Origin of the sequence: Erwinia sp. STN24, assembly GCF_041320675.1 — a bacterium.
GTDB lineage: Bacteria > Pseudomonadota > Gammaproteobacteria > Enterobacterales > Enterobacteriaceae > Erwinia > Erwinia aeris.
In genome coordinates, this window is sequence record NZ_JBGGPM010000001.1 from 1864952 (window position 1) to 1890430 (window position 25479).

22 protein-coding genes, 6 tRNA genes and 2 other RNA genes are annotated in these 25479 nt (G+C 56.0%); 22 read left to right on the forward strand and 8 right to left on the reverse strand.

The genetic code is table 11. The features are described 5' to 3' along the window. Positions 1-166 precede the first annotated feature (166 nt). Both mgrA and ACA373_RS08805 read left to right on the forward strand, forming a co-directional pair. Positions 167-1156: an L-glyceraldehyde 3-phosphate reductase gene (gene mgrA / locus ACA373_RS08800; protein WP_370734348.1), complete on the forward strand. Its 990-nt coding sequence runs from the start codon at positions 167-169 to the stop codon at positions 1154-1156. Positions 1157-1311: 155 nt separating this feature from the next. Further along, positions 1312-1653, forward strand: coding sequence for a DUF2502 domain-containing protein (locus tag ACA373_RS08805; protein WP_253459530.1), 342 nt, complete (start codon positions 1312-1314; stop codon positions 1651-1653). Between the two features lie 53 nt (positions 1654-1706). Here ACA373_RS08805 and ACA373_RS08810 read toward each other — a convergent pair whose 3' ends face one another. Beyond that, on the reverse strand, positions 1707-2945 hold the full coding sequence (locus ACA373_RS08810) for an Nramp family divalent metal transporter (protein ID WP_253459527.1): 1239 nt from the start codon (positions 2943-2945) through the stop codon (positions 1707-1709). A 363-nt stretch (positions 2946-3308) separates the two neighbouring features. Here ACA373_RS08810 and ACA373_RS08815 point away from each other — a divergent pair, with 363 nt between their 5' ends. The 9 genes from ACA373_RS08815 (at position 3309) to ACA373_RS08855 (ending at position 13044) form a co-directional block, all read left to right on the forward strand. Further along, the gene (locus ACA373_RS08815) at positions 3309-4496 is read left to right on the forward strand and encodes a NupC/NupG family nucleoside CNT transporter (RefSeq protein WP_253459524.1); all 1188 of its coding nucleotides are present in this window, start codon (positions 3309-3311) and stop codon (positions 4494-4496) included. Positions 4497-4661: 165 nt separating this feature from the next. After that, positions 4662-5153 carry a hypothetical protein gene (locus ACA373_RS08820; RefSeq protein ID WP_370734349.1) on the forward strand — a complete coding sequence of 164 codons (492 nt, stop codon included), beginning with the start codon at positions 4662-4664 and terminating at the stop codon, positions 5151-5153. A gap of 587 nt (positions 5154-5740) precedes the next feature. Further along, positions 5741-6823, forward strand: a complete 1083-nt coding sequence (locus ACA373_RS08825; RefSeq protein WP_370734350.1) for an LLM class flavin-dependent oxidoreductase — start codon at positions 5741-5743, stop codon at positions 6821-6823. After that, positions 6823-7809, forward strand: coding sequence for an ABC transporter substrate-binding protein (locus ACA373_RS08830; protein ID WP_370734351.1), 987 nt, complete (start codon positions 6823-6825; stop codon positions 7807-7809). Before ACA373_RS08825 ends, ACA373_RS08830 begins: the two co-directional genes overlap by 1 nt. Continuing rightward, positions 7802-8395: a cysteine dioxygenase gene (locus ACA373_RS08835; RefSeq protein ID WP_301730772.1), complete on the forward strand. Its 594-nt coding sequence runs from the start codon at positions 7802-7804 to the stop codon at positions 8393-8395. Before ACA373_RS08830 ends, ACA373_RS08835 begins: the two co-directional genes overlap by 8 nt. After that, the gene (locus ACA373_RS08840; protein WP_370734352.1) at positions 8388-9992 is read left to right on the forward strand and encodes a rhodanese homology domain-containing protein; all 1605 of its coding nucleotides are present in this window, start codon (positions 8388-8390) and stop codon (positions 9990-9992) included. The genes ACA373_RS08835 and ACA373_RS08840 overlap by 8 nt, the downstream gene beginning before the upstream one ends. 236 nt (positions 9993-10228) lie before the next feature. Beyond that, on the forward strand, positions 10229-11092 hold the full coding sequence (locus ACA373_RS08845; RefSeq protein WP_125290865.1) for a glucose 1-dehydrogenase: 864 nt from the start codon (positions 10229-10231) through the stop codon (positions 11090-11092). 119 nt (positions 11093-11211) lie between these two features. Next, positions 11212-12279, forward strand: coding sequence for a class I mannose-6-phosphate isomerase (locus tag ACA373_RS08850; RefSeq protein ID WP_253459510.1), 1068 nt, complete (start codon positions 11212-11214; stop codon positions 12277-12279). 9 nt (positions 12280-12288) lie between these two features. Then, positions 12289-13044 carry an alpha/beta fold hydrolase gene (locus ACA373_RS08855; RefSeq protein WP_370734353.1) on the forward strand — a complete coding sequence of 252 codons (756 nt, stop codon included), beginning with the start codon at positions 12289-12291 and terminating at the stop codon, positions 13042-13044. A 331-nt stretch (positions 13045-13375) separates the two neighbouring features. Here ACA373_RS08855 and ACA373_RS08860 read toward each other — a convergent pair. Continuing rightward, a tRNA-Ala gene (locus tag ACA373_RS08860) sits at positions 13376-13451 on the reverse strand. 45 nt (positions 13452-13496) lie between these two features. Beyond that, a tRNA-Ala gene (locus tag ACA373_RS08865) sits at positions 13497-13572 on the reverse strand. 414 nt (positions 13573-13986) lie between these two features. Here ACA373_RS08865 and ACA373_RS08870 point away from each other — a divergent pair. Further along, positions 13987-14775: a formate/nitrite transporter family protein gene (locus ACA373_RS08870; protein ID WP_125290868.1), complete on the forward strand. Its 789-nt coding sequence runs from the start codon at positions 13987-13989 to the stop codon at positions 14773-14775. 152 nt (positions 14776-14927) lie between these two features. Next, positions 14928-15287 (forward strand): YfeC-like transcriptional regulator, encoded by a 360-nt coding sequence (locus tag ACA373_RS08875; protein WP_253459506.1) that lies wholly within the window; start codon positions 14928-14930, stop codon positions 15285-15287. A 72-nt stretch (positions 15288-15359) separates the two neighbouring features. On the opposite strand, the gene gltX is transcribed toward ACA373_RS08875, so the two are convergent. Next, a complete protein-coding gene (gene gltX, locus ACA373_RS08880; protein WP_253459503.1) occupies positions 15360-16775 on the reverse strand; it encodes a glutamate--tRNA ligase in 1416 nt (471 codons plus the stop codon). Between the two features lie 262 nt (positions 16776-17037). Between gltX and ACA373_RS08885 the strand changes: the two genes are divergently transcribed. The 8 genes from ACA373_RS08885 to ACA373_RS08920 all read left to right on the forward strand — a co-directional run bounded on the left by ACA373_RS08885 (position 17038) and on the right by ACA373_RS08920 (position 19945). Continuing rightward, positions 17038-17113 (forward strand) — tRNA-Val (locus ACA373_RS08885). 48 nt (positions 17114-17161) lie between these two features. After that, a tRNA-Val gene (locus tag ACA373_RS08890) sits at positions 17162-17237 on the forward strand. A gap of 32 nt (positions 17238-17269) precedes the next feature. Then, positions 17270-17345 (forward strand) — tRNA-Val (locus tag ACA373_RS08895). Positions 17346-17349: 4 nt separating this feature from the next. Further along, positions 17350-17425, forward strand: a tRNA-Lys gene (locus ACA373_RS08900). A gap of 31 nt (positions 17426-17456) precedes the next feature. Then, a non-coding RNA gene (locus ACA373_RS08905) (RtT sRNA) lies at positions 17457-17581 on the forward strand. Positions 17582-17612: 31 nt separating this feature from the next. After that, a non-coding RNA gene (locus tag ACA373_RS08910) (RtT sRNA) lies at positions 17613-17737 on the forward strand. Between the two features lie 164 nt (positions 17738-17901). After that, the gene (locus tag ACA373_RS08915) at positions 17902-19419 is read left to right on the forward strand and encodes a hypothetical protein (RefSeq protein WP_370734354.1); all 1518 of its coding nucleotides are present in this window, start codon (positions 17902-17904) and stop codon (positions 19417-19419) included. Between the two features lie 175 nt (positions 19420-19594). Beyond that, a complete protein-coding gene (locus tag ACA373_RS08920; RefSeq protein ID WP_253459500.1) occupies positions 19595-19945 on the forward strand; it encodes a FlxA-like family protein in 351 nt (116 codons plus the stop codon). On the opposite strand, the gene ACA373_RS08925 is transcribed toward ACA373_RS08920, so the two are convergent. Next, positions 19942-20862 (reverse strand): LysR family transcriptional regulator, encoded by a 921-nt coding sequence (locus ACA373_RS08925; RefSeq protein ID WP_301251982.1) that lies wholly within the window; start codon positions 20860-20862, stop codon positions 19942-19944. The two genes, ACA373_RS08920 and ACA373_RS08925, sit on opposite strands and share 4 nt — an antisense overlap. A 95-nt stretch (positions 20863-20957) precedes the next feature. Here ACA373_RS08925 and ACA373_RS08930 point away from each other — a divergent pair, with 95 nt between their 5' ends. Next, positions 20958-21974: a bile acid:sodium symporter family protein gene (locus ACA373_RS08930; RefSeq protein ID WP_253459494.1), complete on the forward strand. Its 1017-nt coding sequence runs from the start codon at positions 20958-20960 to the stop codon at positions 21972-21974. A 32-nt stretch (positions 21975-22006) separates the two neighbouring features. Here ACA373_RS08930 and ACA373_RS08935 read toward each other — a convergent pair whose 3' ends face one another. The 3 genes from ACA373_RS08935 to zipA all read right to left on the reverse strand — a co-directional run bounded on the left by ACA373_RS08935 (position 22007) and on the right by zipA (position 25343). After that, on the reverse strand, positions 22007-22222 hold the full coding sequence (locus tag ACA373_RS08935; RefSeq protein WP_125289609.1) for a DUF3820 family protein: 216 nt from the start codon (positions 22220-22222) through the stop codon (positions 22007-22009). Beyond that, positions 22223-24241: an NAD-dependent DNA ligase LigA gene (ligA, locus tag ACA373_RS08940; RefSeq protein WP_370734355.1), complete on the reverse strand. Its 2019-nt coding sequence runs from the start codon at positions 24239-24241 to the stop codon at positions 22223-22225. Positions 24242-24314: 73 nt separating this feature from the next. Next, positions 24315-25343 carry a cell division protein ZipA gene (gene zipA, locus ACA373_RS08945; RefSeq protein ID WP_253459487.1) on the reverse strand — a complete coding sequence of 343 codons (1029 nt, stop codon included), beginning with the start codon at positions 25341-25343 and terminating at the stop codon, positions 24315-24317. Between the last annotated feature and the right edge of the window lie 136 nt (positions 25344-25479).

Sequence of the window (25479 nt, forward strand, 5' to 3'; positions counted from 1 at the left end):
CGCATCCTTTGCGTGCCATGTGAAATCCGTCGTCGCCCGCGATGGCAAGCAAAGATGACGCCTGAGACTTTTCCGCAAGTTGCGATCCGCCGCGCGAACCGGTTCGGTGTAACCGTATACACTGCTATGCTCATTTTGCCTTTCCTTCTGAGCACAGGAACTTTTCATGGTTTATCAGCCTGACGAAAATCGTTATCAGACAATGAGTTATCACCGCTGCGGCCGCACCGGCCTGAAGCTGCCCGCCATCTCGCTCGGCCTGTGGCATAACTTTGGCGACAGCACGCTGGTAGAGAACAGCCGCGCGCTGCTGCGCCACGCCTTCGACCAGGGCATTACCCATTTTGACCTTGCCAATAATTACGGCCCGCCGCCCGGCTCGGCAGAAGAAAACTTCGGTCGCATTCTGCGTCAGGATTTCGCTTCGCTGCGCGACGAGCTGATTATCTCTTCCAAAGCAGGCTATACCATGTGGGACGGGCCTTACGGCGACTGGGGCTCACGTAAATATCTGATCGCCAGCCTCGATCAGAGCCTGAAGCGTATGGGCCTGGACTATGTCGATATTTTTTATCACCACCGTCCCGATCCGGAAACGCCGCTGGAAGAAACCATGACCGCGCTGGATCACCTGGTGCGCCAGGGGAAAGCGCTTTACATCGCGCTTTCTAACTATCCGGCGCAGCTGGCGGCGGAGGCCATTGCCATCCTTAAGCAGCTGGGTACGCCCTGCCTAATCCACCAGCCGAAATACTCCATGTTTGAACGCGCGCCGGAAAACGGCCTGCTGGACGTGCTGCAACAGCAGGGCGTCGGCTGTATTGCTTTCTCACCGCTGGCGGGCGGCGTGCTGACCGATCGTTATTTGCAGGGCATTCCGGAAGATTCACGCGCCGCCAGCGGCAGCCGTTTCCTCAGCAGCGAGCAGCTGACGCCGGAGAAGATGGAGAAAGTGCGGCAGCTGAACGAGCTGGCGCAGCAGCGCGGCCAGAAACTGTCGCAAATGGCGCTGGCCTGGGTACTGCGCGGCGGTCGCGTCACGTCAGTGCTGATCGGCGCCAGCAAAACCAGTCAGATAGACGATGCCATAATGATGCTGAACCAGCGCGAATTCAGTCAAAGCGAGCTGGATCGCATCGACGCGATCCTCGCCTGATCCCTTTGCCGCCGAGTCCTGCGGCGGCCTGTCTTACTGACATTTCCTTTAACACTTTTTCGACACTTTTAGGAATTAGCCAGGCGAAACCCCTGCGCTCTCCTTATAATACTGGCATCAGGGCGGAGCAGTTGTGCCGCTGATAAGGAGAGAAAATGAAACATCTATTGCTTATTGCCGCTTTGCTGGCAGGTTCAGCCTTACACACAGCACAGGCTGACAGCGCCCGGATTATGTTAGCGCCGGGCGTTTCGCTTCATCTGGGCGATCGCGATCGTCACGGGCGTTACTGGGACGGCGGCCGCTGGCGCGAAGGCCACTGGTGGCGCAACAACTATCGCTATGGCGAAGGCCGCTGGTGGCGCCATGAACAGTGGCGCCGTCAACAGGAGATGCGTCAACGGCATGAATGGCGACGCGACCAGCGCTGGCGCGACCACGAACGGCAGCGCGAATGGCGTCACGAGCGGGATCGTCACCACGACGGACGCTGGTAAAAAAAAGGGTGCTCACAGGAGCACCCTTTTTCACTTGTTGCTTAGCGTCTCGCCTAAAGCTCCATCGCTATAGATATCAGCAGATAGAAGTTCAGCGCCACCACCACCACCACGATAACCTTGCCTGCCGCCTGCATCAGGCGCGAGTTCACCAGTTCGCCCATCAGTTCGCGATTGCCGGTAAAAGAGAGCAGCGGGATAAGCGCCAGCGCGATACCGAAGCTGAGCAGCACCTGGCTCATCACCAGAATGCGCGTCGGCTCCCAGCCAGCCAGGATCACGATAAACGAGGGCAGCATCGTCACAACACGCCGCACCAGGAGCGGAATACGTATATGGATAAAGCCCTGCATTACCACCTGCCCCGCCATCGTTCCCACTACGGTGGAAGAGAGTCCGGCCGCCAGCAGGCTCAGACCGAAGACTATGGCCGCCGCACGGCCCAGCAGCGGATCGAGCGTCAGATAGGCCTGATCCAGATCCGCGATGCCGGTATGGCCGCTGAAGTGAAAAGCCGCCGCCGCCGTCGCCATCATCGCCAGATTCACAAATCCCGCGATGGTCATGGCGACCGCCACATCCAGTTTTGTCGAGGAGTAGCGCTCTGCGCGGCTGCCGCCGTCAGGGCTTTGCGTTAAGGAAGAGTGCAGATAAATCACGTGCGGCATAATCGTTGCGCCCAGCACGCCCGCCGCCAGCAGCACCGCATCGGCGGTCGGCAGCGTCGGCACGGCAAGGCCCTGCATCAGATCCATCACTTTTGGCTGAGAGAAAAACAGCTCGATCACATAGGCCGCCGCCACAAACAGCAGCAGGCCGCCGATGACCAGTTCCAGCGGCTTCTGGCCCCGGCTTTGCAGCATCAAAATCAGGAACGTCACCACGCCCGTCAGCACCGCACCCTGCAGTAAACTGACGCCAAAGAGCAGCTTAAAGCCGATAGCCGCGCCGATAAACTCGGCCAGGTCGGTGGCCATGGCGATAATTTCCGCCTGGATCCAGTAGAACCATACGGCAGGACGCGGAAAGCGATCGCGGATATGCTCCGCCAGGTTTTTGCCGGTGGCGATGCCCAGCTTAGCGGACATTAACTGGATCACCATCGCCATGATATTGGCCCAGACCACCACCCACAGCAGCTTATAGCCATAGGAAGCGCCAGCCTGGATATTGGTCGCGAAGTTGCCGGGATCGATATAGCCAATCGCCGCAATAAAAGCGGGCCCCATCAGCGCGAATTTGATTTTACGGGAACTACGGACCGTCTGCTCCGCGGTGCGGCCTTCAAACATCGTCTTACCCCTTAATACACCCGAGGAAGGTATTGTCATTCAAATGATAATGATTATCAACATCATTTGTACTGGTTAAACTTATCGCTGTAATAGCCTACGCTAAAAAGTATAGCCTTTGCTATACCCAAAGGTAGCGTTTCGTGTGGCCGATTTGTAAGCGATAAACTTACTTTAGGTTAAAAAGTATTCCCCCACAAGTTGACGGGTGGTTTTTTAAACAGTATCAGGATGTGACAGGAAAGCAGAATGTCGATTTAAGCCGATAGGAATTTATTATATTGAGGCTTTAGTCTCGTTTTTCTGCAACTTGTTACATAGAATGTGCAGCGAAATATAACAGCCTTCAAATTTGGAGCACTCATGTCCCGCATTCTGCATTTTGCTTTGGCGCTGGTGGTGGTGACGTTACTGGCCTTACTGGTCAGCAGCGATCGGAAAAATATCCGCGTCCGTTTTATTATTCAGCTTCTGGTGATCGAGGTGCTACTGGCCTGGTTCTTCCTGAACTCCGAAATCGGCTTAGGGTTTGTCAAAGGCTTTGCCGGCTTCTTCGACAAGCTGCTGGGCTTTGCCGCTCAGGGCACCAGCTTTGTCTTTGGTGGCATGAACGATAAAGGCCTGGCGTTCTTCTGGCTTAACGTACTCTGCCCTATCGTCTTTATCTCCGCCCTTATTGGTATTCTGCAACACTTCCGTATTCTGCCCGTGGTTATCCGGGCAATCGGCACCGTGCTGTCAAAAGTCAACGGCATGGGTAAGCTGGAATCTTTTAACGCGGTAAGCTCGCTGATTTTGGGACAGTCAGAAAACTTTATCGCCTATAAAGATATTCTGGGCAAAATGTCGCAGCGCCGCATGTACACCATGGCCGCTACGGCGATGTCGACCGTATCGATGTCCATCGTCGGCGCCTATATGACCATGCTCCAGCCGAAATATGTGGTGGCCGCGCTGATCCTGAATATGTTCAGCACCTTTATCGTGCTGTCGTTGATCAACCCGTACCGCATCGAAAACGAAGAAGACCTGAAGCTGAACGATCTGCATCAGGGACAGAGCTTCTTTGAAATGCTGGGCGAATATATCCTTGCCGGTTTCAAAGTGGCGGTCATCGTCGCCGCGATGCTGATTGGCTTTATCGCGCTGATCTCCGCCGTCAATACGCTGTTTGATACGATTTTTGGTATCAGCTTCCAGGGCGTGCTGGGCTATGTGTTCTATCCTTTTGCCTGGGTAATGGGCGTGCCCGCCAGCGAAGCGTTGCAGGTCGGCAGTATCATGGCGACCAAGCTGGTTTCCAACGAATTCGTGGCGATGATCGACCTGCAAAAAATTGCCGGTACTCTGTCGCCGCGCGGCGAAGGCATCCTTTCCGTGTTCCTGGTTTCTTTTGCCAACTTCTCCTCTATCGGCATCGTGGCGGGCGCTATCAAAGGCCTGAACGAAGAGCAGGGCAACGTAGTGTCGCGCTTCGGCATGAAGCTGCTGTACGGTTCGACGCTGGTTAGCGTGCTCTCCGCTTCCATTGCAGGCCTGGTGCTGGGCTGATAGCGGTCTGGCTCGACAAGAAAGGCGAATCTCCGGGTTCGCCTTTTTTTTGCGTATCGTCTCGCAGTAAAACATTTTATGTCGCGCATCCGGGAAGATCGCCTTTAACCCATAATAAAAGTAATGCTATAAAGCAGCCCATGAGACTCAGGATGAGGATTTGTTATGGCGGGCTGCCACTATGAAATCTTACATAGCGAGCTGCAGGGATTTGATGTCTACAGGACGATGGATATCAGATTTATGTTTGCTGCCCAGGTAAATCGGCAGATGACTTTCCGATTGGCCTTTTTTGCGAAAGCGGCAGCCGAAATACCGCTACTCATAAAGCTGTTCGGTGATGAAGTAGCTGACGCCAACCTGGCCGTCGTCAGCTTTTACAACCTTGAAGCACAGGATAATCCCGACTGCGATATGTTCGACAGGCCGCCAGCCGCCGCCGCGCTTACGCTGCATGAAACGCTGTTTTTTTACGCGTCTCTGATCGACATCATTCTGCAGGTTGCCAGGCGAGAAAACATACAACTCTTGGCCTTCCAGGCGTATACTCCTCAACTGATTAAAGTTTACGATCGGCTGGTCAGACAGCAGGCTGGCCAGCGCAACCTCAGGGTATTTAAAGAAGGAGCGAACTATGTGCTACAAACGGACAATTGAAACCCCAACCCAACATATTGATTTCGACGCTATCCGCATGCAAAAAAAGGCAATGATTAGGCAGCTCCTGCAGGCGAAGAAAAAAGCGGAACAGGCAGGCGAGATAGTCAGCAAGCCTTTTAAGATGGGTGACTGAAAGCTTTTGCCTTTCCTGACCCGCCTTTCGCGGGTCGGTTCGATAAGCCTCCCAGGCTTCCGGCGCGCTGCTTGCTTCGCGTTATCTTCTTAGCCAGCACGCCTTCTCTTTTAATCAGCACGCCGCAGCATTCAGCCAACATACCTCAGCGTTAAATCAGTGCACCTCAGCGTTTAGCCAGCATCTCGCCCGTTTAGCTAAAACACAACAGCGTTTATCCAGCGGCTCGCCCGTTTAGCCAACACACAGCAGCGTTTAGCCAGCATCTCGCCCGTTTAGCCAATACACTTCAGCGTTTAGCCAGCGGCTCGCTCGTTATGCGCCAAAAGCCGCCTTCGCCATAGCTGTTTTTTAACTTTCCTCAGCACATATAAGAATTTCACAGCTTACGTCTCTGAAAGTAGGGTTCCTTCTACGCCCTTTTCTGCCCGCCCACTTCGGAGAATTCAAGATGAGCATTCAGTTTCTTGGCATGATCGGCCATCGCCTGGCCTCGGAAATCATTCCGCCCAGCGGCCCCATTTTTAACAAACAGTATATCGCCGACTTCGCCCGCGCCCATGAACAGGCCGGCTTCGATCGCGTTCTGGTCGGTTACTGGTCAGATCAGCCCGACGGCTTTCTGGTCACCGCCCACGCGGCGGCACATACCTCAAAAGTGAAGTTCCTGCTGGCGCACCGTCCCGGCTTTGTCTCCCCTACCCTTGCCGCCCGCAAGCTGGCGACGCTGGATCAGCTGACCGATGGCCGCCTGGCGGTGCATATCATCAGCGGCGGCAACGATGCCGAACAGCGTCGCGACGGTGATTACCTTAACAAAGCCGAACGCTATGCGCGCACCGATGAGTTTTTGCAGGTACTGAAAAACAGCCTCACGGCCGAAGCGCCTTTCGACCATCAGGGCGAGCTTTATCAGGCTGAACAGGCTTTTTCCGCCGTCAAGCCGCTACAGCCGCAGCTGCCGGTCTATTTTGGCGGTTCCTCGCCGGAAGCGATTAGCGTGGCGGCGAAACATGCCGACGTTTTTGCACTGTGGGGCGAACCGCTGGCGGGCGCGGCCGAAACCGTGCGTGCGGTACGTGCCGCCGCCGCTCGCCATGGTCGACAGATCGGTTTTAATATCTCTTTCCGTCCGATTATCGCCGCGACCGAAAAAGAAGCCTGGGAAAAAGCGGAGTATATCCGCGAAACGGCCCGGCAGAAGCTGCTCGCTACCGGCCACGACTTCGGCCTGCCAAAACCGCAGAGCGTCGGTGCGGAACGGCTGTTCGCCGCTGCTAACGAAGGCGATCGCCTGGATAAAAATCTGTGGACCGGCATCGCCAAACTGGTCGGCGGCGGCTATAACTCCACTTCGCTGGTCGGCACGCCGGATCAGGTTTCCGACGCGCTACTGGATTACTACAACCTGGGCATCGAAAGCGTGCTGATCCGGGGTTTCGATCCGCTCAACGACGCGCTGGAGTATGGCAAAGAGCTGATCCCGCTGACGCGCGAAAAAGTTGCGGCGCGCCGTGTCGCAAGGAGCGCCTGATGCGTGTGGTCGTCGCCATCCTGCTTTCGGTTATGGCTGGCGCCGCTACGGCGGCAGAAAAAGTGACGCTGCGCCTGGGTGACGTTAAGGGCGATCGCTTTATTTCGCTACGAGAGTCCGGCGAGCTGAATAATTTACCTTATGAGCTGAAACTGACCTCATTTGACTCCGGCGCGCCGGTGCAGGAAGCGCTGAATGCCGGCGCGCTGGACGTAGGTTTTACCGGCGATCTGCCTTTCCTGTTTGTCTATGCCGCCGGCGCGCCGGTGAAGGCGGTAGGCGCATGGCAAAACAATCCCGACAGCATCGCCCTGCTGACGCGGCCAGACAGCGGTATTCACAAGCTGAGCGATCTGAAAGGCAAACAGATCGCCGTCAATCGCGGCGGCTGGGGACACTATCTGGTGCTGGGGCTGCTTGAGCGCGCCGGACTGAAGCCCGCCGACGTTAAGCTGCGTTTTCTTGGCCCGGTTGATGGCCGCGCCGCGCTGGCCAGCCATGCCGTAGATGCCTGGGCGACCTGGGAACCCTATGTCTCTTCGGCTATCGTGGTGGATAACGCGGTACTGGTGCCGCAGGGCGGCGGCAAGGGCATTCTTTCCGGCTATTCGTATGCGCTCGCCCGCGAGGAAGCGTTAAAGGATCCGGCTAAACGTCAGGCGATCGCCGATCTTCAGGGCCGACTGGCCAAAGCGCAGATCTGGGCGATACAGCATCCGGCAGCCTTTGCCGACGCGCTGAGCAAATCGCTGGGGATGCCGCCCGCCATTACGCAGCGCTGGATCGCCAACGCGCAGATCCGTCCGGTCAATTTCACGCCCACGCTGGCGGATTCGCTCCAGCATTCCGCCGACTTTTTCTTACGTTACCGCGTGCTGCCGAAAGCGGTGAATGTCCGCCAGGCTTTCGATTATCAGCTGGCGGGCCAGGCTAATCAGGCGGCCGCCGGATTAACACAGCCTGCCGGGGAGAACAGCCATGAGTAACCTTCAGCACCATCGTTTGCGCGCCTTTGTCGGCGATCTGGCTACGCTGCTGGACACAAAGCCTCCAGAACAGCGCGTGCTGCAAGAAGGCAGCGAGCTGCTAAAACAGCTTATCCGCCACGATGACTGGCTGGCTGAGCCTTTTGCGCAGACCGATCCGCAGCGCTATCAACAATATCTGCTGTATGCCGACGCGCAGCAGCGCTTTTCTGTTGTCAGTTTCGTCTGGGGAGCGGGCCAGTCAACGCCGGTGCACGACCACCGGGTCTGGGGGTTAATTGGCATGCTGCGCGGCGCGGAAGTTGCGCAGCACTTTCGTCGTGATGAGCAAGGCGCACTCTGGCCCGAAGGCGAGCCCGTTCGCCTGAATGCTGGCGACGTAGAGGCCGTTTCGCCTGAGGTGGGTGATATCCACCGCGTCAGCAACGCTTTTGCCGATCGCCCCTCCATCAGCATTCACGTTTACGGCGGCAATATCGGCGCGGTGAAACGGGCCGTTTATGACGAGGACGGCAGCGAAAAACCGTTCATCTCCGGCTATAACAACGCTTTTTTACCAAATATTTGGGATCTCTCACATGGCTAAGCAATCACTGCCTTTACGTCACTACAGCGATATTCGCTACGCCCTGCTCCAGCGCCAGGAAACTGCGCTGCTGGACGTGCGGGAAGAGGCTTATTACGCCGAAGGCCACCCGCTGTTTGCCGCTAATATTCCCTTGTCGAAGCTGGAACTGGAAATAATTAACCGCGTCCCACGCCTGGCGACGCCCGTCACGCTGTATGACAACGGCGAAGGCCTGGCGCAGGCCGCCGCCGAAAGGTTAATCGCGCTGGGCTACAGCAACGTGGCGCTGCTGGCGGGCGGCCTGCAGGGCTGGATCGAAGCGGGCGGCGAAATCTTTATCGACGTCAATTCGCCGAGCAAGGCGTTTGGCGAACTGGTCGAAAGCCGTGCCCACACGCCTTCGCTGCCCGCGCAGGAGGTCCATGCCCTGCTGCAAAGCGGTGAGCCGGTAGTGGTGCTGGACAGCCGCCGCTTTGACGAATATCAGACCATGAGCATTCCGGGCGGCATCAGCGTGCCGGGCGCCGAGCTGGTGCTGCGGGTCAGGGATCTGGCCCCGTCGCCGGAAACAAAAATTATCGTCAACTGCGCCGGACGCACTCGCAGCATTATCGGTACGCAGTCGCTGGTCAATGCGGGCGTGCGTAATCCGATTTATGCGCTGCGCAATGGCACCATTGGCTGGACGCTGGCCGGGCTGGCGCTGGATCATCAGCAGAACCGCCGTTACGGCGAGGTGAGCGAGACCGCGCAGCTTCAGGCCGCACGCAGCGCCCGGAAGGTTGCCGATCGCGCTGGCGTCAGGCAGATTACGCTCGCTGATTTGACCGCTTTGCGGCAGCAAACCCAGCGCACGGTTTATCTGTTTGACGTGCGCGACGCCGAAGAATACGCAGCGGGTCATTTACCCGGCGCTCGCCACGTGCCGGGCGGCCAGCTGGTGCAGGAAACGGATCACTATGCCAGCGTGCGCGGTGCAAAAATCGTGCTGGTTGACGACAAAAAAGCGCGCGCCGATATGAGTGCCTCCTGGCTGACGCAGATGGGCTGGGACGTTGCGGTTGTGGATAATATCAGCCGACAAGATTTTATCGAGCACGGCGACTGGAAACCCACGGTGCCGCCCCTGCCCGCCCTGCCGGAAGTGGAGCCAGCCGGGCTGGCCGCATGGCTGGAAGCGGGCGACACGCAGGTGCTGGATTTCACCACCAGCGCGAACTATGTGGCGGGCCATATCCCCGGCGCGTCCTGGCTGCAACGCTCGCTGCTGACGCGGACGGGCAGCGCTGCGCTGCCGCCGGCAGAGCGTTACGTGGTGACCTGCGGCAGCAGTCTGCTGGCTCGCTACGCCGTGGAAGAGCTGTCCGCGCTGACGCAAAAACCGGTAACGGTTCTTAAAGGCGGCAACGCAGCCTGGCGAGCTGCCGGTTTACCCATACAGCAGGGTGAAACAAGACTTCTGCAACCGCGGGACGATCGCTACCGTCGCCCTTATGAAGGCACCGACAACGCCGCCTCTGCGATGCAGGCCTACCTTGACTGGGAATATGGCCTGATTGCGCAGCTGGATCGCGACGGCACGCACGGTTTTAACGTCCTTACGCCCTCCGCCTGACTTTGCCAGGCCGTGTTAAAGCGGCCTGGTTTCCCGCCCGCCGCTTTTCTGCCCCGTTGGTCGAATCGGTTTAGCACTTTGGTTTTTTTTGACTATGCTTAGTCCTTAACGGTCAGAAATCACCGAATCCGTTGTAAAAATCATTGTTATTCATTCTGTTGCCGAGCGAACTCCGGTTCCTGCGGCAGCATAATTCATTTATCACCGGCATTCTTGCTGGTTCAAGAGGAGAGCCTATGTCGACGACAAATCGCCCCCAACCTCCACTCCCAGAACAACAGCAAACATGGCCGGGAGCGACTAACGAAATGCAGCCCGTTCCCGATCACGGCGAAGCCAGCTATCAAGGCTCCGGCCGTCTGAAAGGTAAAAAAGCCATTATTACCGGTGGCGACTCCGGTATCGGCCGCGCCGTGGCTATCGCCTATGCTCGTGAAGGCGCGGACGTGCTGATTTCCTATCTGGACGAGCACGAAGATGCGAAAGAAACCGCGCGCCTGATTGAAGAAGCGGGACAGAAAGCAGTACTGGTGGCTGGCGACGTGACCGAAGCGGAACACTGCAAGGCTATCGTTAGCAAGGCCGTGGAAGCCTTCGGCGAAATCAATATCGTGGTCAATAACGCCGCCTTCCAGATGACCCGTGAGTCGCTGGATGAGATCAGCGATGACGAGTTTGACCGCACGATGAAAACCAATATCTATGCCATGTTCCGCATCTGTAAAGCGGCGGTGCCGCATATGCCTGCGGGCGGCTCTATTATCAATACCGCCTCGGTTAATGCCGATCAGCCCAAGCCGAAACTGATTGCCTATTCCGCCACCAAAGCGGCGATTATCAACTTTTCCGGCAGCCTGGCTGCTCTGCTGGCGGATAAGGGTATTCGCTCCAACGCCGTGGCCCCTGGCCCGATCTGGACGCCGCTGATCCCTGCCACGATGCCGACCGAACAGGTTAAAAACTTCGGCAGCGAAGTGCCGATGCAGCGCGCCGGGCAGCCTGCCGAGCTGGCACCTGCCTATGTGATGCTGGCCAGCGACGAAGCCAGCTATATCTCCGGCGCGACCATTGCCGTCACCGGCGGCGTTGCCGTCATCTGATCGTCTGGCTATGGGGCTGCGGCTCCATAGCCTTCTCGCCCGTTCTCTTCCCGCTTTCCTGCCCGGACGGCCTCGTCACGCCCTAAGGACAGAGAACGGACGTCTTTTAAGGAGCGAAGATGAAAGCCTATCCCTTACGGCTGACGCTGCCGATTGCCACCCATATCTTCGGTGGCGAACTGATTAAAACCCGCCTCGCCAAAACGGGCCTGCCTGACGGACGCATAGCGGAAACCTGGGAAGTTAGCGATGTGGAAGGCATGCGCGCCACCGTTAAAAACGGCGACTATGCCGGTATGAGCCTGCACGAGCTGACCGAACGCTATCCCGACGAGCTGGTTGCGCCCGGCTGGCGCGGCCCGCATTTCCCGCTGCTGAGCAAATTTATTGACGGCACCGGGATGCTGCCGGTGCATCTGCACGCCAACGATGAGGCAGCGCAGCGCCTTGAGCAGCAGCCCAACGGCAAAAGCGAGGCCTGGCATATTTTATGGGCCGCGCCCGGTGCCAGCTGCCTGGCAGGCATCAAGCCCGGCGTCAGCCAGCCACGCCTGCGCGCTGCTCTGCTGGCTGAAGAATACGACGAGGTAATGGAACGCTATCCGGTTAAAACCGGCGACACTTTTTATGTGCCGGGCGGCATGCTGCACTCTTTCGGCCCGGATACGCTGATTTATGAAATTGAGCAAACGTCCAATATCCAGCAGCACGCCATGCCGTGGCAGATGGAGGACGGCAGCAAAATATCGCCGCAGGAGCGGGAGAAGAACATCGACGCGCTGCTGGCGGAGCTGCGTCCGGAGCTGACCACGCGGCCGCATCAGGGCCTGACCGTGGAAGAAAACGATCGGGTCACGCGGCTGTTTTGCTGTGCCGGGCCTTATTTCGCGCTGGAACGCTGGCGGGTTTCCGCCGCCTGTGACTACGGCTTCACGCGCGCGCGCATTATTTCCAACCTGGGCGAGCCGCTGCAAATTGAGGCGGCGGGCGAAAGCTGGACGTTGGAACGCGCGGAAACGCTGCTGCTGCCCGCCGCGCTGGGCAAAGTCACTTTCAGCACACCCGGCGAGTTCCTGGTGGGCTATGTGCCGGATCTGGAAGCCGAAGTGAACCAGCCTTTGCGGGCGCGCGGTTATGATGAGCAGGCTATCGCCATGCTCGGTGACGTCAAAGATCAATTACGTTAGGAGTGTTTTATGCTGCCCTGTTCTCTGCACGGCAAGGCAAACGATGCGCCGGTTTTCGTCCTGCTGCACTATTTAGGCGGCTCTGGACATACCTGGTATCCGACCATCAGCTGGCTGGACGAGCACCACCGCTGCGTAACGCTGGATACGCCAGGCTTTGGCGCAGCGACCAATATTCCCGGCTATGACGTAGCGTCGATGGTAGCGCAGTTCGACGAAAGCATTCGTGCACTGCAGCTCAACAACTGTATCCTGGTCGGTCATTCGATGACCGGAAAAGTCGCCCTGGCGCTGGCGGCGCGTCGGCCAGACTATCTGAAAGGACTGATTCTGGTCGCGCCTTCGCCGCCCGGCCCGCAGCCGATGAGCGAGGGAGATCGCCGTAGCCAGATTAACTATGGCGGCAGCCGGGAAGAAGCGGAACAGTTTGTGGATACGGCAGCCAGCGAGCGTTTGCCCGATGTGGTGCGCGAGATAGCTATCCGCGACGCCCGCCGCGCGAATCTTAACGCCTGGCGTGCCTGGCCTGAAGCAGGGAGTCGGGAAGACTGGTCGACGCGTATCGGTACCGTCGACTGTCCGGCCTTGTTGATCGCCGGCTCGGCCGACGATCAGGTGCCTTCTGCTGAAGATCAGCAGAAAATGACGCTCTCGCACCTTCCCGCCGGGCGGCTGGAAGTGATTGCGGGCGCGGGCCACCTGATGCCGCTACAAACGCCACAAGAGCTGGCTGAAAGAATGCTGACCTTCGCCGCCACGCTTTAACCTGCCCCAGCGGAGACTAACGTCTCCGCTTTTTCTCAATCACTGGCGCGCGTTTTGTAAACGGGATTAGCGTAATTGTTCACATTAATGCCATTGTTGCGGCGTTCTCAGGAGAAATACGCGGCCCTGGCCTTACGGAAGATCTAACCCAGATTTTAGCTGCGGCCCCTTATTCAGCTATTCAGCTGGAGGATTTAACGCATTTACAGGATTAAGGCCCGATTTATCAGGTAACAGGCAAAACAGGATCGGGAGCTGATAAACAGAAGAAAAAAACAGGGATGCGGCTGCGCAAGCGCTGCCAGAAACAGAGAAGAACGAAAGAAGTGATTGGTGGAGATAAGCGGGATCGAACCGCTGACCTCTTGCATGCCATGCAAGCGCTCTCCCAGCTGAGCTATACCCCCACAACAAAATACCGGTTTTTCGCGCCAAATCGTCTGGTGAAGATTTGGTGGAGATAAGCGGGATCGAACCGCTGACCTCTTGCATGCCATGCAAGCGCTCTCCCAGCTGAGCTATACCCCCGAGCCGAAAAACCTTTGTCGTCTTGACGGCGGGCATAATATGAAACGGGGCCGAACGTGTCAACGGCAAAATGCCAATCTGTGTGCGATCGCTGAAAAAGCGGCCAAAGCGATGCAAAAGGCCGCATCCGCACCTTTTGCCACACAGCATAATCCGCCTTAATCGCCGTTATGTCAGCGATCAAATGGTGTCGTGAATGCAATCCGGCAACGTTCCCGCTGCAATCACAGCGCGTCGGGTTTAATCCTGTAAACAGAGCGTTAATTGTGCGCTTAATTGCGCTTGTTTTTGTTAAAATCTCGTGCAAAACTTCCCGCGTTTTCGAATGCCGAACCCTTCTCAGCGCTGGATGCGCGCGTATAACGCGACGGATTCGGCCATTCTTTCTTTCACTACACCAGAATCAGAGCCACTATGTCCTTGTACTCACCTAAAGAAATTGCGGCGGTCGCTATTCAGGCTGGTATCGCCAAAAGCCGTTCGTCTGTCCCTACCCTGTTGATCCTCGGCTTTATTGCAGGGGCTTTTATCGCCACCGGCTTCCTGCTGGATCTGCACGTTATTAATCAACTGCCCGCTAACTGGGGCTCCTTTGGCGGCCTGCTTGGCGCAGCGGTGTTTCCGGTGGGGATTATTCTGACCGTGCTGGCTGGCGGTGAGCTGCTGACCGGCAATATGATGACCATGCCGATCGCCTGGTTCGCCCGTCAGGTCAGCGGCTTTAGCGTAGTGCGTAACTGGTTCTGGGTAACCATTGCCAACTTTATCGGCAGCATAGCCGTAGCATGGTTCTTTGGCCATGTGCTTGGCATGACCGAAGGCGACTACCTTAAAAAGACCGTGGCTATCGCCTCGGCCAAAGTCCACGCCGACTTTATGCACTCTTTCATTTCCGGTATCGGCTGTAACTGGCTGGTGTGTCTGGCGACCTGGATGGCGTTCGCCAGTAAAGACATGGTCGGCAAGATTTTTGGCATGTGGTTCCCGGTGATGGCGTTCGTGGCTATCGGCTTCCAGCACGTGGTGGCGAACATGTTTATTATCCCGGCCGCTATTTTTGCCGGCCAGCTGAGCTGGGCCGACTACCTGCCTAATTTTGCTGCCGTTTTCCTGGGCAATACGGTCGGTGGCGCGGTATTTGTCGGTCTGGCTTACTACATCGCCTATCGTCCGCAAAATCAGTCTGCTGCTACCCCACAGTAAGGCTTTCTTCCCTCTGCCGCCCGGCAGGGGGAAATATCATTTCTCCCCGCTGCTAATTATCTGCTCAGATTAGTCTTGCCTGTTAGTTGTTCGAACAATAAATTCCTGTAATATATGTCCGTTACATATCAACGCAAAAAGGATATTGCATAATGAAAAAGGAATGGTTAACGCCGGAAGAACTGGCACAGGAAACAGGTTTCAGCCGTCAGACTATCAATAAATGGGTTAAAAAAGAGCAATGGACGACCGTACCCAAGCCCGGCGTACAGGGCGGCAAGGCCCGTATGATCCATATTGATGAGAATGTAAGAAATTTCCTGAAATCCACCCGCCACGTCGCCGAGCCGACCGCCACCTATCGCGTCACGCAAAACTCTCTTCCCGCTCTGCTAATGACCTCTATTCAGCAAATGAACAGCGATGAACAAGAGAAGCTTTATGCATTACTGTTACGTGAAGGCATTCAGGGTATGCTGCAACGGCTGGATATTTCTCAGGTTGAGAAGTAGGTTTCCACGCCTGCCGTGCAGGTTGCACGTTGAAAAAAGAACCGGCTGATGCCGGTTCTTTTATTTAGAGGATTAAGCCTGCGCTTCGCGAGCCGCAATCCAGCTCAGCGCTTTTTCGATACGCGCAACGCTGCGCGACTGACCAATTGCTTCTACCGTCACGTCCAGCGCAGGTGACTGGCCTGCACCGGTAACGGCAACGCGCAGCGGCATGCCGACTTTGCCCATGCCCACTTCCAGCTCGTCCGCAGCGGACTGAATAGCCTGATGCACGTTTTCCGCGTTCCAGACGCTGATGGCGGCCAGCTTGTCACGAACCACTTCCAGCGGCTGACGGGCTACGGGACGCAGATGTTTTTTCGCCGCATCCGCATCAAATTCTGCAAAGTCTTCGTAGAAGTAACGGCAGGAAGCGGCCATTTCTTTCAGCGTCTTGCAGCGCTCGCCAAGCAGACGAACCAGCTGAGCCAGCTCAGGGCCGGTGCGGGTATCGATATTTTCCTGCTCGATATGCCATTGCAGATGCGTCGCCACGTACTCCGGCGCCAGCGTGGTGATGTAGTGATGGTTCAGCCACTGCAGTTTTTCGGTGTTGAAGGCGCTGGCGGATTTGCTGACCGCATCCAGATCGAACAGCTGCTTCATCTCTTCAATGCTGAAGATCTCCTGGTCGCCATGCGACCAGCCCAGACGCACCAGATAGTTCAGCAGCGCTTCCGGCAGATAACCGTCGTCGCGATACTGCATCACGCCTACGGCGCCGTGACGTTTGGAAAGCTTTTTGCCGTCGTCGCCCAGGATCATGGAGACGTGCGCGTAAACCGGCACCTGTGCGCCGATCGCTTTCAGGATGTTGATCTGGCGAGGCGTGTTATTGATATGATCTTCACCGCGGATAACGTGGGTAATTTCCATATCCCAGTCGTCGATCACGACACAGAAGTTGTAGGTCGGCGAACCATCGGTACGGCGGATGATCAGATCGTCCAGCTCCTGGTTGCTGAATTCGATGGGGCCACGGATCTGGTCGTCAAAAATGACCGAACCTTCCTGCGGATTGCGGAAACGCACTACGCAAGGCTCATCATCGGCATGGTGTTCGTGGCTGTCGCGGCAGCGACCGTCATAGCGTGGCTTTTCATTGTTCGCCATCTGCGTTTCGCGCAGCGCTTCCAGACGCTCTTTGGAGCAGTAGCATTTGTAGGCCGTGCCCGCTTCCAGCATCTGATCGATCACTGCATTGTAGCGATCGAAACGTTTGGTCTGATAGTACGGGCCTTCATCCCAGTCCAGGTTCAGCCAGTTCATGCCGTCCATGATCGCGTCGATAGCCTGCTGGGTGGAGCGCTCCAGATCGGTATCTTCTATACGCAGCACGAATTCGCCGCCCTGGTTACGGGCAAACAGCCAGGAATAAAGCGCGGTACGAGCGCCGCCAACGTGCAGGTAGCCCGTCGGGCTGGGTGCGAAACGGGTTTTGATTTTCATTAACAGCTGCCTTTTTACGCTATCAGAAGCGGGGAGCTCTGATAAATCCAGAATAAAGTGGGCAACATTCTATCATCACAAGATGAATCCTCAACGGCAATCCCCTGCTTTCGCGCCGCCTTTGCTGCAAAAGCCGACGGCACCGTGACGCTTTTGCCTGAAATCGCAACATCTTGTTTAATTTTAAGACGAACGCAATTTTTCCTTCTAAAAATCGTTGACTCATTTTGCGCGATCCCTATAATGCGACTCCACACAGCGGGGGTGATTAGCTCAGTTGGTAGAGCATCTCCTTTACACGGAGGGGGTCGGCGGTTCGAGCCCGTCATCACCCACCACTCTAAACGGTGGCTTCGCAGTGTAGCAGTTCCCAGAGTGTAAGAAATGGGTGATTAGCTCAGTTGGTAGAGCATCTCCTTTACACGGAGGGGGTCGGCGGTTCGAGCCCGTCATCACCCACCATCTCTTGCAGGCCTGGTTTGAAGTACCGAAGTGGGTGATTAGCTCAGTTGGTAGAGCATCTCCTTTACACGGAGGGGGTCGGCGGTTCGAGCCCGTCATCACCCACCACTTCGGGTCGTTAGCTCAGTTGGTAGAGCAGTTGACTTTTAATCAATTGGTCGCAGGTTCGAATCCTGCACGACCCACCAATGTAGAAAGGCGCCCTAAAGGCGCCTTTTTGCCGTTTGTAATTCGGGCGGGGTTCGAACCTGCCGCAGGTCGAGTCGACCAGAGGGAGACAGCGTTGCCAAAGGCAACGACCCGAAGGGCGAGGCTTCAGCCGAGTCATCCTGCACGACCCACCAATGTAGAAAGGCGCCCTAAAGGCGCCTTTTTGCCGTGCGTAATTCGGGCGGGGTTCGAACCTGCCGCAGGTCGAGTCGACCAGAGGGAGACAGCGTTGCCGCAGGCAACGACCCGAAGGGCGAGGCTTCAGCCGAGTCATCCTGCACGACCCACCAATGTAGAAAGGCGCCCTAAAGGCGCCTTTTTGCCGTGCGTAATTCGGACAGTTTCCATTTACCACGGGGTGTCATTTTCCTTCAGTCATTGCTACTAAACATTACATCCATTAATCTGTTATCTTCGTTACTGACCTGCGTGGCTGAAGTACGGACTGATGATAATGGATAATATAAGTAAAGTTGCGGGACTCATCACGGCGCTGGCAGCTGTAGCGGCATTGCTATTTTTTAACCATACCGCCTTTTTCTTCTTCCTGAATTATTGGCGAACGCCAATAATTAGCCTTTCAATAGCCCTGATTCTGGCTATGTCCGGTTACTTTTATTACAAAAAGAGGTGGCCTGGCAAAAATGGCTGCGTTGTTTTTATCCTGGCAATAGCAACCAGCCTTACCGCATTGTTCTATAATCCCTATCCATCGGCATCCCTGATCGGTATTTCAGGTTTTTATAGCGAAAAAGACGGCGCATGGGTCAGCGCGGCGACAGATACCAATGCGGAAAAAATTAGCCAGAATTTAAAGCGAATCAGCCAAAAAATTAGCGCGAAAGAAAATCCATATTTTACTTTTACCTCACCAGATGAGACAGAAAGCTGGCGTTTCCCCTCTTTATTTCTGACGAATATGTCGAAAGAAGAACTGATTGCCCTGGCGCAAAAGAAATCGCAGGCGCCGGTCACTCTGGTCGGTTTTTCTCAGGAAGGCAAACTCAGCGAGCTGCGTTACAGTATCAATCAAAACTATATGGATCCTAATGCCCATTCATTGACACATGAAAACGATTGGTATAACCATCTTTTCGCTAAAGTTATCAGTAATAAAACGCTAAGTGAAGATCGGAAGCATTCCATCATTGCTACCATCCTCTTTATCGATATTAACGCGCGGTCATTAAGGGCTAAAAAAGCAGAGATCGGCTCAATTGGTATCGCTAATCAGATCGTTAAGACGCTTGATGCAATCAGTGAACTACAAAAAGCGCATCCCTTTATCAAACCCGAGCTCAATTATTTAATGAGCGGACTCATCATCTCTTTCAGTGATGTCTATAATGATGAGCTCGATAACGCCACACATGCCGAACTGCTGATGCAGGCGCTAACGACTTATCCTTATTACCCCTATACGGATGAAGCAACGTTTAACCGGAATTTTGCCAAAGGTAATTATGCTTCCTGGCAATTAGATAAAGATACCACTGCCGATCTGACACTGATCGATCGTTTGATTCAGATTACGGAGACGCTGCCACAAGAGATTAAAAATCAGGTTATTGGCGATTTTTATGAATATGTCTTTGAAAAAAACCCTACGCCCGTCATGTTCTATTCCTGGTTGGAATTAATCAAGGCCGATCGTCCGCTTAATACGTTTACAAAAGAGGAAGCACCATTTGTAAAATTCCTGGAAGATTTAACGGACCATTTTCTCAAGGAACATGCCGATATGGATGACGATTATATCGCACTAAAAAGCGCGGCGCTCTATGCGGTATACAACTCTTATTATCAACGCATTGGCCAACCTAAAAAAGCACGACGTCTGGAAGAAAAAATCGGTAAGATTTTTTCTGACCATCCTGGCGTGTCGATCCTGTCTACAGAAATAGCTAAAAAGTGTGAGCTGGACGAGAAGGAGGATAAATGCAATAGCGGCGGCAATAAGGCCTCTCCCTGAGCCGGTGTTGCGGATGTTCCATTTTATGCGAGGGTTAACTTTTGCACGCAAATCTGCCATTAATGTAAGTTCTCGCCCCCTTTCGAATTCTTATCACTTCTTTTACGCTTTTTGTAGTCAAGTCTCCCGTGGTGCTTACCGATAACCGTAGTGGTTAAATACAAAGGAGATAGCGATGACAACAATTACAACCAGTACCAACACTTCGATCGGTTCCGGCAGTTCATCGGCCGGCTCGACGTCCAAAATTGCTGCGTTGAACAAGCAGGTAGTCAACCTGCAAAACCAGCTAAAATCGCTGGCGACGGATACCACCCTCACCAATGAGCAGAAAACGGAGCAGGAACAGGTTATCAATAGTCAGATCCAGCTGCTACAGGCACAAATTACTCAGCTGGAGCAGCAGCAGGCGCAGAAAGCGCAGGATAAAAAGGAAGCACAGCAGGATCCGGCCTCGGCCTACAGCAAAGTAGCCGACGGCGTAAACCGGCCAACCGCAGCTAATTCGCTCAACGTTTATATCTAAAACGCTGGCGCAAGCGCGCGTTGCTGCGTCAGCAGGGCAGCCTGCTGGCGCACTTCCTGCCAGATAGCTTCCGCCGCGGGCGACAGCGAGCGGTTCTTGCGTCTGACCAGCATAATCGAGCGATTGATTTCCGGCGTTATTCTTCTTACCAGCAGCGGCCTCCCCTGCGGCAGCGGCAGCGCAAGCGCCGGCAAAATGCTGATGCCTATTCCCGCTTCCACCATCGGGTAAAGCGTCGCCGGATGCCCTATCTCCTGCACGATTTCCACTTTTACCTGTTGCTGGCGCAGCGCCTCGTCGATTAATACCCGACTACCTGATGAATAGTCCTGTAGCACCAACAGCCGTCGGTTCAGCATTTGCCAGCTAATTTCTTTCTCTGCAGCGAGCGGATCGTCCTGACGACAGAGCAGCAGAAAGGGTTCTTCCAGAATCGCTTCGCCCTCCAGATCGTCTACCTGGAGCGGCCCTATCACGATCCCGAAATCCACTTCCGCGTTGCGGATGCTTTGCAGTACCCACTGCTGTGGCCTGTCGCGAAGCATGATTTTAATTTCAGGAAAATGCAGCTGGCTGGCGGCCAGGCACTGCGGCATCAGATGCGCGGAGATGGTCTGGCTGGCGGCGATCCTGACCGTGCCGCTGCGCTGCTGACCGTAGCTGCGCACGTCCAGCAGCGTGGTATTCAGCTCTTCCAACAGGCGCTCCAGGCGGCTGGCCAGCTGGACGCCAGCTTCGGTCAGCATCACTTCACGCGTTGTACGGTCCAGCAGACGGATACCCATCTCGCTTTCCAGCTCTTTGACGCTGTGGCTGACGGCCGACTGGCTCAGCCCTATCATCTGGCCCGCCTGGCTGAAGCTCCTCTGCTGCGCGACGGCGACAAACACCCGCAGCTGCCTGAGCGTATAATTCATCGATTTAACTCATATATGAATTCAATAAATCAATTTTATTTCTAAACCCTGCTGACGCACAATAGCGACATTGATTTATTAACGAGGCATTAACAATGCGGTTTCTCCGGCTCGATCCCATGATGGTTAAACTGATTATTACCGTACTGCTGGCAACGTTCCTGCCCGCGCGCGGCCACTTTGTGACTTTCTTTGAGTGGCTGACCACGGCCGCTATCGCCCTGCTGTTTTTTATGCACGGCGCCAAGCTGTCGCGCGAAAAAATCATTGCCGGCGGCGGCCACTGGCGGTTGCATTTATGGGTAATGATCAGCACCTTCGTGCTGTTTCCTTTGCTCGGCCTGCTGTTTGTCTGGTGGCATCCGCTGCCGGTCAGCGCAGAAATCTATACCGGCTTCCTCTACCTTTGTATTTTGCCCGCGACCGTGCAGTCGGCAATTGCGCTTACTTCGCTGGCTGGCGGCAACGTGGCGGCTGCGGTGTGCAGCGCGTCGGCTTCCAGCCTGCTGGGCGTGTTTATCTCTCCGCTGCTGGTCGGGCTGGTGATGAACGTGCATAACGATGCCGCCAACGGTAGCCTGACGCAGATAGGCAGCATTATGCTGCAGCTGCTGGTGCCTTTTATTCTGGGGCATATCTCGCGTCGCTGGATTGCAGAGTGGGTCGAAAAACATCGCGGGCTGATTGGTAAAACGGATCAGGCTTCTATTCTGCTGGTAGTCTATTCCGCCTTTAGCGAAGCGGTGGTAAACGGCATCTGGCACCGCGTCGGCGCGATGACCCTGCTCTATATCCTGATCGGCAGCCTCGGCATTCTGTTTGTGGCGCTGGCCATTAATCTGCTGGCCGCGCGTCTGTTTGGCTTTAACCGGGCGGATGAAATTACCATTCTGTTTTGCGGATCGAAAAAGAGCCTGGCGAACGGTGTGCCGATGGCAAATATCCTGTTTCCTTCTGCTGCGGTCGGCATCATCGTGCTGCCGCTGATGATTTTCCATCAGGTGCAGCTGATGGTCTGCTCTATGCTGGCGCAACGCTATAAAAAGGCAGGAGAAAAACAGGTGGAAAAGCAGGTATCGAAAGCTAAAACGGTGGTGGAATCGCAGAAATAGCCGCAGCGGGGGAAGCGACTTCCCCCGTTATTTCAGCTTTTTTTAAGTGGTTTAAGCAGGCCTTCCAGGCCTTCAATCTTTATTGCCAGCGTAAGACGCATTAACTCGCCCAGATGACCTGCCGGAAACTCGTCCTTACGCGCAAACCACAGCAGATAAGGCTCCGGCAAATCGATCAGGAAACGCCCTTTATATTTTCCAAAGGGCATTTCGGTATTGGCAATCTCAATCAGGTGCTCTTTTTCCATTTATTCACCCAGCAGTCGAATCATCTCCGCTTCGTCGATCACCTTAATTCCCAGCTCCTGCGCCCTGGTCAGCTTGGAGCCTGCTGCTTCCCCGGCAATCACCAGATCGGTTTTTTTCGAGACGCTGCCGCTGACTTTAGCGCCCAGTGCGGCCAGGCGATCTTTGGCCTCATCGCGCGAAAGCTGCGTCAGCGACCCGGTCAGCACCACGGTTTTGCCGGCGAAAGGACTGTCGATCTCCTCCGCTTTGACTACCGCAACCGCTGGCCAGTGAATACCGGCCTCTTCCACCAGCTGGCGGATAACCTCGCGGTTGCTCTCCTCGTCCATGAAATTTCGCACATGGGCAGCCACTACCTTACCGACATCCTGCACGCCGATCAACGCGTCCAGATCGGCGCTGATGATGCTTTCCAGCGAGCCAAAATGCGCGGCGAGGTTGGCTGCCGTCGCCTCGCCCACCTCCGTAATGCCCAGCGCATAAAGGAAACGGGCCAGCGTGGTTTGCTTCGATTTTTCCAGCGCGTCCACCACGTTCTGTGCAGACTTCGGCCCCATGCGATCCAGGCCGGTGAGCTTGCCCGCGGTCAGCTTATACAGGTCGGCAGGCGTTTTGACGTACTCTTTTTCCACCAGCTGGTCGATGATTTTATCGCCCATGCCGTCCACGTCCATCGCACGGCGGGAAACGAAATGTTTTAACGCGCCTTTGCGCTGCGCGCCGCAAATCAGGCCGCCGGTACAGCGCGCCACCACTTCGCCTTCTACACGCTCCACGTCCGAGCCGCAAACCGGGCAGTGCGTAGGAAACTCTACCGCTCTGGCATCTGCCGGACGATCGGCCTCGATCACGCCGACTACCTGCGGGATAACGTCACCCGCGCGGCGGATCACCACCCGATCGCCGATACGCAAGCCCAGACGGTCTATCTCATCAGCATTGTGCAGCGTGGCGTTGCTGACCATCACGCCCGCGACCTGTACGGGCTCCAGCCTGGCGACCGGGGTAATCGCGCCCGTCCGGCCAACCTGGAATTCAACGTCGCGCACGTGCGTCATCTGCTCCTGGGCCGGGAATTTAAACGCTATCGCCCAGCGCGGCGCGCGCGCCACGAAGCCCAGCTGCTCCTGGAGATCCAGCGAGTCCACTTTTATCACCACGCCGTCAATATCGAAGCCCAGCGTGGCGCGATCCTCTTCCACCTTGCGATAGAAAGCCAGCACCTCTTCCGGCGTGTGGCAGAGGCGCACACGGTCGCTGACCGGCAGCCCCCAGGCCTTAAACTGTTGCAGGCGGCCCAGGTGGCTGCGCGGCATTTCACCGCCTTCCAACAGCCCCAGCCCGTAGCAGAAAAACGTTAGCGGACGCTTAGCGGTAATACGCGGGTCGAGCTGGCGCAGCGACCCGGCCGCAGCATTACGCGGGTTGGCGAAAACTTTGCTGCCGGTACGCCGCGCTTCTTCGTTCAGCGCCTCGAAACCTGCCTGCGGCATAAAAACCTCACCGCGTACTTCAACGCGTGCCGGGATATTGTCACCGTGCAGCCGCAGCGGTATAGCGCGGATGGTGCGCACGTTAGAGGTGATGTTCTCGCCGGTGGTGCCGTCGCCGCGCGTTGCCGCCCGCACCAGCAGCCCGTTCTCATACAGCAGGCTGACGGCCAGGCCGTCCAGCTTTAGCTCACAGCAGAAAGTGATTTCATCAACGCTTTTTAGCCTGTCCTGCACGCGTTTGTTAAAGGCAAGGTAACTTTCATCATCAAAAGCATTGTCCAGCGACAGCATCGGGATTTCATGACGCACCTGCTCAAACGCGCTCAGCGGCGCGGCGCCTACGCGCTGGGTCGGCGAATCGGGCATCACCAGATCGGGATGCGCCGCTTCCAGCTTGCGCAATTCGCCCATCAGGCGATCGTATTCGGCGTCCGGCACTACCGGTTCATCAAGGACGTGATACTGGTATTCGTAATGGCGAAGCGTGGTTTGCAGAGCGATGATTTTGTCTTGTACGGATTCCATAGCGGCACCATAGCGATAAAAAACCCCCGGCTGGCGGGGGTCTTGTGTACAGAGAGGAAGGCGTGCCGGTAACTCAGGCGTTCGCCTCAATAACGTCACGAATGCGGTTTTTATAGGTTTCCAGCTTTTGCGGCGTCATCATCCGGCGCTCGTCATCCAGCACCACGCCGCCAACGTCGTCAGCGATGCGCTGGGCGGACTGCAACATCAGCTTAAAGTTCTGATTCGCATCGCCATAGGAAGGCACCATCATAAAGATAGAGACGCCGGGCGTAGAAAAATCTGACATTTCATCAGGATTAAACGAGCCGGGCTTGACCATATTCGCCAGGCTAAACAGCACCGGGCCGCTGCCCGCCGGGCTGAGATGACGATGGAAAATGTTCATTTCGCCAAACTGGAAACCGGCCTGCAGCACGCCCTGCAGGAGCGCCTCGCCGTTCAGTACGCCGCCGGCATGGGCGCTAACGTGCAGCACCAGTACCGTTTCTTTAGGTTTTTCCTGCGGTGCGACCGGGCGCTCAGGCTGCGGCGCGGGTTCCGGTTCCGGCTCGACGAAGGTCGGTTCAGACTGTACCGGCTGCGGCCGTGCCGGAGCAGGCTGAACAGACGGGGACGGCTGCGGCTGTACCGGAGCAGACTCAACCGGCTGAGGCCGTGCCGGAGCAGACTGAACCGGCTGCGGCGCTTCCGGCTGCCTGCGGCTTACCGGAACGGAAGGTTCGTCATCGGCTTCCTGCGGCAAATCGCCGCCGAAGAGCGGATCCAGCTCGGGAGACTCATCAACCGGATGCTGATGGCGAACAGGTTCTGGCTGAGCGCGCGGTTTTACCGGGCGCGGCGGCGCCTGCTCGTCAAAGCTGCCGACTACCGGCTCATCTTCTTCTGCTTTACGCGGACGCGGGCTTTTGCCGCGAGCACTGCCCGCGTCATCATCGACGTCGTCAAAAGCCTCTTCTCTATCCTGTTTTAAACGTTTGTGAGGACGATCGCGAAAAACGGATGAGCGCTCTTTACGGCTGGTCCAGAAGCCGTGAAGCAGAAGCGCTATTATAGCGATCGCGCCAACAACGATTAATATCAGACGCAAATCCTGCATCATTGTATTCTCTGTTGTTCCAATACCTTGCCACCGCGGCAAACTTTATCCCCTAACTGTATTTGCCCCGCTGCACAAGTGCAAGTCCGTGCAGTATTTTCTGACAAATAAGCGTGAAACGACACGGTTATTTGCTGTT

Bases quoted from the DNA above. Each gene is read 5' to 3' on its own strand.
- mgrA (WP_370734348.1), top strand. From the start codon at position 167: ATGGTTTATCAGCCTGACGAAAATCGTTATCAGACAATGAGTTATCAC.
- ACA373_RS08805 (WP_253459530.1), top strand. From the start codon at position 1,312: ATGAAACATCTATTGCTTATTGCCGCTTTGCTGGCAGGTTCAGCCTTA.
- ACA373_RS08810 (WP_253459527.1), bottom strand. From the start codon at position 2,945: ATGTTTGAAGGCCGCACCGCGGAGCAGACGGTCCGTAGTTCCCGTAAA.
- ACA373_RS08815 (WP_253459524.1), top strand. From the start codon at position 3,309: ATGTCCCGCATTCTGCATTTTGCTTTGGCGCTGGTGGTGGTGACGTTA.
- ACA373_RS08820 (WP_370734349.1), top strand. From the start codon at position 4,662: ATGGCGGGCTGCCACTATGAAATCTTACATAGCGAGCTGCAGGGATTT.
- ACA373_RS08825 (WP_370734350.1), top strand. From the start codon at position 5,741: ATGAGCATTCAGTTTCTTGGCATGATCGGCCATCGCCTGGCCTCGGAA.
- ACA373_RS08830 (WP_370734351.1), top strand. From the start codon at position 6,823: ATGCGTGTGGTCGTCGCCATCCTGCTTTCGGTTATGGCTGGCGCCGCT.
- ACA373_RS08835 (WP_301730772.1), top strand. From the start codon at position 7,802: ATGAGTAACCTTCAGCACCATCGTTTGCGCGCCTTTGTCGGCGATCTG.
- ACA373_RS08840 (WP_370734352.1), top strand. From the start codon at position 8,388: ATGGCTAAGCAATCACTGCCTTTACGTCACTACAGCGATATTCGCTAC.
- ACA373_RS08845 (WP_125290865.1), top strand. From the start codon at position 10,229: ATGTCGACGACAAATCGCCCCCAACCTCCACTCCCAGAACAACAGCAA.
- ACA373_RS08850 (WP_253459510.1), top strand. From the start codon at position 11,212: ATGAAAGCCTATCCCTTACGGCTGACGCTGCCGATTGCCACCCATATC.
- ACA373_RS08855 (WP_370734353.1), top strand. From the start codon at position 12,289: ATGCTGCCCTGTTCTCTGCACGGCAAGGCAAACGATGCGCCGGTTTTC.
- ACA373_RS08870 (WP_125290868.1), top strand. From the start codon at position 13,987: ATGTCCTTGTACTCACCTAAAGAAATTGCGGCGGTCGCTATTCAGGCT.
- ACA373_RS08875 (WP_253459506.1), top strand. From the start codon at position 14,928: ATGAAAAAGGAATGGTTAACGCCGGAAGAACTGGCACAGGAAACAGGT.
- gltX (WP_253459503.1), bottom strand. From the start codon at position 16,775: ATGAAAATCAAAACCCGTTTCGCACCCAGCCCGACGGGCTACCTGCAC.
- ACA373_RS08915 (WP_370734354.1), top strand. From the start codon at position 17,902: ATGGATAATATAAGTAAAGTTGCGGGACTCATCACGGCGCTGGCAGCT.
- ACA373_RS08920 (WP_253459500.1), top strand. From the start codon at position 19,595: ATGACAACAATTACAACCAGTACCAACACTTCGATCGGTTCCGGCAGT.
- ACA373_RS08925 (WP_301251982.1), bottom strand. From the start codon at position 20,862: ATGAATTATACGCTCAGGCAGCTGCGGGTGTTTGTCGCCGTCGCGCAG.
- ACA373_RS08930 (WP_253459494.1), top strand. From the start codon at position 20,958: ATGCGGTTTCTCCGGCTCGATCCCATGATGGTTAAACTGATTATTACC.
- ACA373_RS08935 (WP_125289609.1), bottom strand. From the start codon at position 22,222: ATGGAAAAAGAGCACCTGATTGAGATTGCCAATACCGAAATGCCCTTT.
- ligA (WP_370734355.1), bottom strand. From the start codon at position 24,241: ATGGAATCCGTACAAGACAAAATCATCGCTCTGCAAACCACGCTTCGC.
- zipA (WP_253459487.1), bottom strand. From the start codon at position 25,343: ATGATGCAGGATTTGCGTCTGATATTAATCGTTGTTGGCGCGATCGCT.